General features: G+C 66.8%; 3 protein-coding genes and 1 pseudogene. All 4 read right to left on the bottom strand.

Translation table 11 applies throughout. From position 1 onward, the window contains the following. A pseudogene (locus C556_RS20215) lies at positions 1-2,120 on the bottom strand (hypothetical protein); the annotation flags it as partial. Positions 2,121-2,339: 219 nt separating this feature from the next. After that, positions 2,340-4,265 carry an ABC transporter ATP-binding protein gene (locus C556_RS0111845; RefSeq protein WP_018748473.1) on the bottom strand — a complete coding sequence of 642 codons (1,926 nt, stop codon included), beginning with the start codon at positions 4,263-4,265 and terminating at the stop codon, positions 2,340-2,342. 80 nt (positions 4,266-4,345) lie between these two features. After that, positions 4,346-5,617 (bottom strand): MFS transporter, encoded by a 1,272-nt coding sequence (locus C556_RS0111840; protein WP_026263034.1) that lies wholly within the window; start codon positions 5,615-5,617, stop codon positions 4,346-4,348. A gap of 184 nt (positions 5,618-5,801) precedes the next feature. Next, on the bottom strand, positions 5,802-6,620 hold the full coding sequence (locus tag C556_RS0111835; RefSeq protein WP_018748471.1) for an ABC transporter ATP-binding protein: 819 nt from the start codon (positions 6,618-6,620) through the stop codon (positions 5,802-5,804). Positions 6,621-6,657: the final 37 nt, after the last annotated feature.

Raw genomic sequence — 6,657 nt, 5'->3', positions numbered from 1 at the left:
CCGTTGCTGTGGTCGATGCCGATCAGGCGGTGCGCCGGGTCGTAGCGGTAGGCCAGCCAGCTGCCGTCGGGCAGGGTCACTTTGCTGAGCAGGCCGGTGGGCAGGTAGTCGAAGCTGGTGGTTTCGCTGTCGGTGGTGCGGGTCTTGAGGCGCTGGCGCAGGTCGTAGCTGAAGCTGGTGCCGACGCCGTTGGGCTCGACCATGCTCAGCGGGTTGCCGTGCGGGTCGTAGGGGCCGTAGCGGGTGATCTGGTTCAGCGGGTTGGTGACGGTGGCGAGGTTGCCCTGGGCGTCGTAGGTATAGCGGGTGACCTTGCCGCGGGCGTCGGTGGCGGTGTCGAGCAGGCCGTTGGCGAGGTAGCTCCAGCTCTGGGTACGGCTGACGCCGTCGGCGGTGACCTTCTTGCTGAGCAGGTTGCCGTTGGGGTCGTAGTTGAATTCGGTGACGCGGCCGGGTTCGGTGATGGTGGCCGGCAGGCGCAGGGTGGGATGCCAGGTGGTGGTGGTGGTGCGGGCCTGGGGAGTGCCGGCAGCTTCGGTGCGACTGGTTTCGAGGTTGCGGGTGAGGTCGTAGACGTAGGTGGTGCTGGTGCCGTTGAAGTCGGTGCGGTTGCTCACGTTGCCGTTGGCGTCGTAGCCGAGGGTACTGGCCGCACCGGCACGCTGGCGCGACACGATGCGCTTGGTGCCGACCACATCCGCCACCGTGAACTGGTAGACGCCGCCCTGGGCCGTGGTGACGTTGTACTGGGTATCGCTCAGGTAGGTGACGTCGGAGCGATCCGTCTCCTGGCCTTGCTGTCCCAGGCCATGGGCGCTGGAAGTGGCGCGCCCCTGCGCATCGTAGGTCCACTTGGCGCTACCTTGGTTCGACTCGTCGAAGATGTCGGTCAAGGCTGTGGGGAACAACGCGTTGTTGTACTCGTAACGACGCACGCTGTTATCCGGGTAGGTAACTGAACTCAGCATGCCGTTGCCATCGTAGGCGTAGACGGTATTGCCATTGGCGGCATCGGTCAGCTTCTGCAGTTTGCCCGCCGAGTCGTAGACCAGCGTGAGCTGGTTGCCGAATGCGTCGCCGATCTGGGAAAGCTGGCCCGCACCGTTGTAGCCAAAGCTCAGAGTTTGTCCGCCGAGCTTGGTCAAACCCGTCAACTTGCCACGCAGGTCATAACGCTCGGTGTCGCCCTGCGGATTGACGTAGCTCCAGCCTTGCCCGGCGATCTGGCTCAGGCGACCCGACTCGTCTGCCTGGCCTTTCCATTGCCCAGCCACCAACCGGAAGCCAAAGGTCTTGCCGTCATCGCGCCGCAGCGCCACGTTGTCGCTCGCCAGTTGCACCAGGTAACGGCTGTAGCTGGTCTGCCAGGAACCGGCCACGCCCGGGGTCGAGGGCGGAAGCTGGCTCACCGGCGGTTGTTCCGAATAGGTGCCGACAGCGATGTTGATCGCGAAATCCTTGTCGAAGCCGAGCAGCGGCAGGTTGGGCGTGTAACGGGGGTCGCCCGGGTACATCAGGAACGGCAGACGCTGGCTGTTGTAATGCCAGCCGAACTCGAAGGGAATGGGATGCCGCGCCTGATAGTCAACCAGCGCCTGGTATTTGTTGCCGCGCCAGCCACCATTGATCGGGTTGGTGCAGTTCTCGTCGCACGCGCCCGGATTGCGATCAGGGGCCGGGGGCACATAGGCCACGCCGCACGCCGCACTGGTGGATAGCGCCACTGCCGGCGTCACCGCCTGGCCGCTGTCGTCCAGCTTGAGCGTGCCCTTGTAGTTCTTGTGCACCATCAGGAAGTGCGTGCCCAGGCGGTTGCGATACGCGCGGAAAGTATTGCTGGGGACCTGGTTGGCCGTATTGCTCAGGGATGCAGGCGTCAGGTACGAACTGCCATACACGGCGTAGCGGCTGATCTGGCCGTTCTTGCACTCGAAGGCATTGACCTGATAGTCGATCTGACTGTTCTCGCCCGCCGGGCAGGCGGACGACACGTACTCCAGCCCGATGGTGGAAATACCGCTCTTGGGGTTGCAGATGCCACCGGCCGTTGCCGCGCCGGACAGGCATAGCGCAATCAGGCCGACACCGGCCAGCGCTTGGGACATGGGAGTAAGCGTCATGGGAATGCCATTCGGATGAGAACAGCCGGCATTCAGGCACAAGCGGCATAACGCACTCAAATGACATGCGATATTTGTCGGACAAAACCCGACAAACAGTAAGCACAGAGTCAATACAAGCAAAATTACTGCAAGTGTTGTCGGCGCTTTCGGATAGCCTGACGACTGTTCCAGGCACAAAAAGGCCAACATCCGCCGGCCTTAGACTTTCCAGCCCCCTCACACCCGCTCCACATCCGGATCCAGCGGCGGTTCGTCCGCCGTGTCGTCGGCGGTGTCGTCCTGTGGCGGCAGGTGCTCGCCACCAGCGGCGGACGAGAATGGACGCGGCGCGGCGGGGCTGTCGTGTTCCTCGGGCAGGAAACCATCGGACTGATGGCTCCACAGCCGGTGGTAGGCGCCGCGTCGCGCCAGCAGTTCGGCGTGGGTGCCGTCCTCGACGATGCGGCCGTCCTCGAACACCAGGATGCGGTCGAGGTGGGCGATGGTGGAGAGGCGGTGCGCCACCACCAGCACGGTCTTGCCCTGCATCACGTCGTCCAGCGTCTCCTGGATCGCCTTTTCGGTCACCGAATCCAGGCTGGAGGTGGCTTCGTCCAGGATCAGCAGCGGGGCGTCCTTGAGGATGACGCGGGCGATGGCGATGCGCTGGCGCTGGCCGCCGGACAACTTGACGCCACGTTCGCCGACCATGGCGTCGTAGCCTTCCTTCATCCGCGCGATGAATTCGTGCGCATGCGCCAGGCGCGCGGCCTCGGCGACCTCGTCGTCGCCGGCGCCCAGGCGGCCGTAGCGGATGTTCTCGCGCAGGGTGCGGTGGAACAGCGTCGGGTCCTGCGGGATCAGGCTGAGCTGGGCGTGCAGCGCGTCCTGGGTCATGTCGCGGATATCGGTGCCGTCGATCAGGATGGCGCCGGCCTGCACGTCGTACAGCCGCAGGATCAGGCTGACGAAGGTGGATTTGCCCGAGCCCGAATAGCCCACCAGCCCGACGCGCTGCCCGGCGGGAATGCGCAGGTTCAGCCGCTCGAACACCGTGCGCTCCGGGGTGTAACCGAAATCGACGTCGCGGAATTCGATCTCGCCGCGCGTGATGGTCGGTGCGTGCGCGCCGGGGCGGTCGATCAGCTCGTGCGGGCCGACGATGGTGTGCACGCCGTTGGCGACGTTGCCGATGAATTCGAAGAACTCCAGGAAGCGCCGGCTGAGGTTGCGCGCCTCGTTGATGATCAGCAGCGACAGGCTGACCGCCATCACGAACTCGGCCACGCCGATCCGGCCCTGGCCCCACAACGTCAGCGCGTAGTACAGCGTGCCCACCTTGAGCACCGCGGCGGCGGAGAACTGGAACCAGCGCACCCGCTCGGAATAGCTGTTGGAGCGGCGCACCGCCTTCAGCTCGGTGCGCAGCGCGCCGTCGAGCAGCTCGCGCTCGTAGTCCAGCCGGGCGAACAGCCGCGCGCTGGCCAGGTTGGTCACCGAATCGACCACTTTGCCGGTGGTGTCGCTGCGGGCGTTGGCGGCCTGGTAGGCGTGCGGCTGGGCGCGCCGCGCCAGTGCGTAGGAGATGCCGACGAAGGCCACCGCCCACAGCGCGACGAATGCCGCCAGCGGCGGGTGGGCGCGGTAGAGCAGGCCGATCGATACCCCGAATACGATGACGATGGGCCAGAACTCGGTGATCAGCGACCACAGCGTCTGGGTCACGCCCATCGCGGTTTCGCTGATGCGGTGCGCCAGCGCGCCGGCGAAGTTGTTGCTGAAGTAGCGATGGGAGTGGTGTTGCAGGTAGTGGTAGACCTGCCGCGTCACGTTCTGCCGCTGGCGCGGCCCCAGGCGGATCTGGATCGCCCCGGCGGCGCGGCCGAACAGCACCTCGCCGACGCTGAAGGCGAAGAACAGCAGCAGCGGGCCGTGCAGCGCGCCCACCAGCGCCATCGATTGGCTCTGCGCCAGCGTCACCGCCTTGATGATCTTCGATACCGCGTAGGGGATCAGGATGCCGCAGGTGGCGTTGGCGGTTTCGAACAGCAGCATCGCCAGATACCACCAGCGATAGCGCGCCACGAAATACCAGATGAAGCGGAACGGGGTATTCGGCAGCGCCGGGGTGCCCGGCGCGCGTTGGGAAGCCAGTTCGGTCATGGAGAGTCCTCGATGGGCCGGCGCCTGGCGCCGTGCCCGCCGGGCGCGCAGCGCGCCCGTTGTGGATACGATAGGCCGCGCTACTTCGCAGCCTGGGGCAAGGCCGCCGGCGCGGCGACCGGCGTCGGCGCGGGTGACGGCACCGCGGCGGGCGCGGGAAAGCCGTTCATGCGGCGCAACACCGGGAACAGCGCCATCCAGGCGACGGCCACGCCCAGCGTGGCCAGCCCGCCCAGCACCACCGACGGCACCAGGCCGAACCAGCCGGCCGTCAGGCCCGATTCGAACTCGCCCAGCTCGTTGGAGGCGCCGATGAACACCGCGTTCACCGACGACACCCGGCCACGGATCGCGTCCGGCGTCTCCAGCTGCACCAGCAGGTGGCGGATGTACACGCTGACCATGTCGCCAACGCCGGTCAGCGCCAGCGCCGCCACCGACAACGCCAGGTGCGTGGACAGCCCGAACACCACCGTGGCCATGCCGAACAGCGCCACCCCGCCGAACATCCAGCGCCCGACGTGGCGGGTGATCGGCCGGAACGCCAGCACGATCGAGGTACACGCCGCCCCCAGCGCCGGCGCGGTGCGCAACAGCCCCAGCCCGGTCGGCCCCACGTGCAGCACGTCGCGCGCGTATACCGGCAGCAGCGCCACCGCGCCGCCGAACAACACCGCGAACAGGTCGAGCGAGATCGCCCCCAGCACCACCGGCCGCGAACGCACGAAGCGGAAGCCCTCCAGGATGGAACGCCCGCCGGCCGGCGCGCGCTGCGTGGTCTGGCGGGTGCGCACCGGCAGCATCAGCAGCCCCGCCGCCGCGAACAGCACGGCGACCAGCGCATACACCACCTGCGGTCCGGCCAGGTAGAGCAGCCCGCCCAGCACCGGCCCGGCGATCACCGCCACGTGGAAGCTGGACGACGACAACGCCGTGGCCTGGCCGAAGCGTTCGACCGGTACCAGGTTCATCACGATGGCCTGACTGGCCGGCATCATGAACGCCCGCGCGCAGCCGGCCAGCGCCAGCGCGGCGAACACCGGCCATACCACCGCCAGCCCGCTGCGGGTGAACGCCAGCAACAGCAGCGCCACCGCCGTCTGCAAACCGAAACAGAGGTTGACCACCACCCGCCGGTCGTAACGGTCGGCCACCTGCCCCGCCGGCAGCACCAGCAACAGGAACGGCGCGAATTGCGCCAGCCCGATCAGCCCCAGGTCGGTGACGCTGCCGGTCAGCGCGTACACCTGCCAGCCGACCGCGACGTTCATCATCTGCGCCGCCAGGGTGGAGAGGACACGGGCCGCCAGATAGAGCGAGAAGTCGCGATGACGCAGAACGGAAAGGGACATGGGGGTCTGGTGGCGATGCAAAGTTTGTTGGGAGGCGGGTGGCGGTGTTCTTTTGGAGATGCGTTGGGGGGAGAAGGGGGAAGAGGGAAGGGAGAAGGGTGAAAGCCGCAGTACCGGCAGAAGCGGCCGTTGCTGTTGCCGTTACCCTTCCCTCTTCCCCCTTCCCTCTTCCCCCAAAAAACCCCTACCAGCTGAACTGCCACTCCACCGCGTTGCGTTCGCGCGGCTCGGCGATCAGTTCGTCGCGCGGGTGGTCGGAGAACTCGGACAGCACGTCCTCCTTGATCGCGGCGAACGCATAGTCGCCCCGGTCGCGCGGGCGCGGCAGCGGTACGTCGACGATACGCTTGATCCGCCCGGGGCGCGGTTGCATCACTACCACCCGGTCGCCCAGGTACACCGCCTCTTCCACGTCGTGGGTCACCAGGATCATGGTGATGCCCTCCTGCGCCCAGATGCGTTGCAGCTCCTGTTGCAGATAGGCGCGGGTCAGCGCGTCCAGCGCGCCGAACGGCTCGTCCAGCAGCAGCACCTCGGGCCGGTTGACCAGCGCGCGGGCGATGGCGACGCGCTGGCTCATCCCGCCGGACAACTGGTAGGGATAGGCGCGCTCGAAACCTTCCAGCCCGACCAGCGCAATGTGCTCGCGCACCGCGTCGCGCTTGCGCGCCTCGCCGAGATCGGCGTTGAGCAGGCCCAGGCCGACGTTCTGTTCCACCGTCAGCCACGGAAACAGCCGGTGCTCCTGGAACACGATGCCGCGCTCCAGGCTGGTGCCGACGATGCGGTGGCCGTCGAGCAGGATGTCGCCCTGGTAATCGTCCTCCAGGCCGATCACCAGCCGCAGCAGCGTGGATTTGCCGCAACCGCTGGCGCCGACGATGCTGACGAACTCGCCCGGCTTGATCGACAGCGACACGTTGTCCAGCACGGGCAACGTCTCGCCCTTGACCTGGTATTGCTTGGAAAGCCCGCGGATTTCGAGCGTGGCGGCATGGGGCATGGGGGGCTCCTGATAATAAAAAGTGGGTTACTTCTTC

The sequence above is a fragment of the Chitiniphilus shinanonensis DSM 23277 genome, assembly GCF_000374805.1.
In the GTDB taxonomy this organism is placed as follows: Bacteria; Pseudomonadota; Gammaproteobacteria; order Burkholderiales; family Chitinibacteraceae; genus Chitiniphilus; species Chitiniphilus shinanonensis.
Note: the sequence above shows the minus strand (reverse complement) of the source record. Positions and strands in the feature narration are given on the sequence as shown.

Excerpts from the sequence above, each read along its gene's own strand:
- C556_RS0111835 (WP_018748471.1), bottom strand. The coding sequence starts at position 6,620 with ATGCCCCATGCCGCCACGCTCGAAATCCGCGGGCTTTCCAAGCAATAC.
- C556_RS0111840 (WP_026263034.1), bottom strand. The coding sequence starts at position 5,617 with ATGTCCCTTTCCGTTCTGCGTCATCGCGACTTCTCGCTCTATCTGGCG.
- C556_RS0111845 (WP_018748473.1), bottom strand. The coding sequence starts at position 4,265 with ATGACCGAACTGGCTTCCCAACGCGCGCCGGGCACCCCGGCGCTGCCG.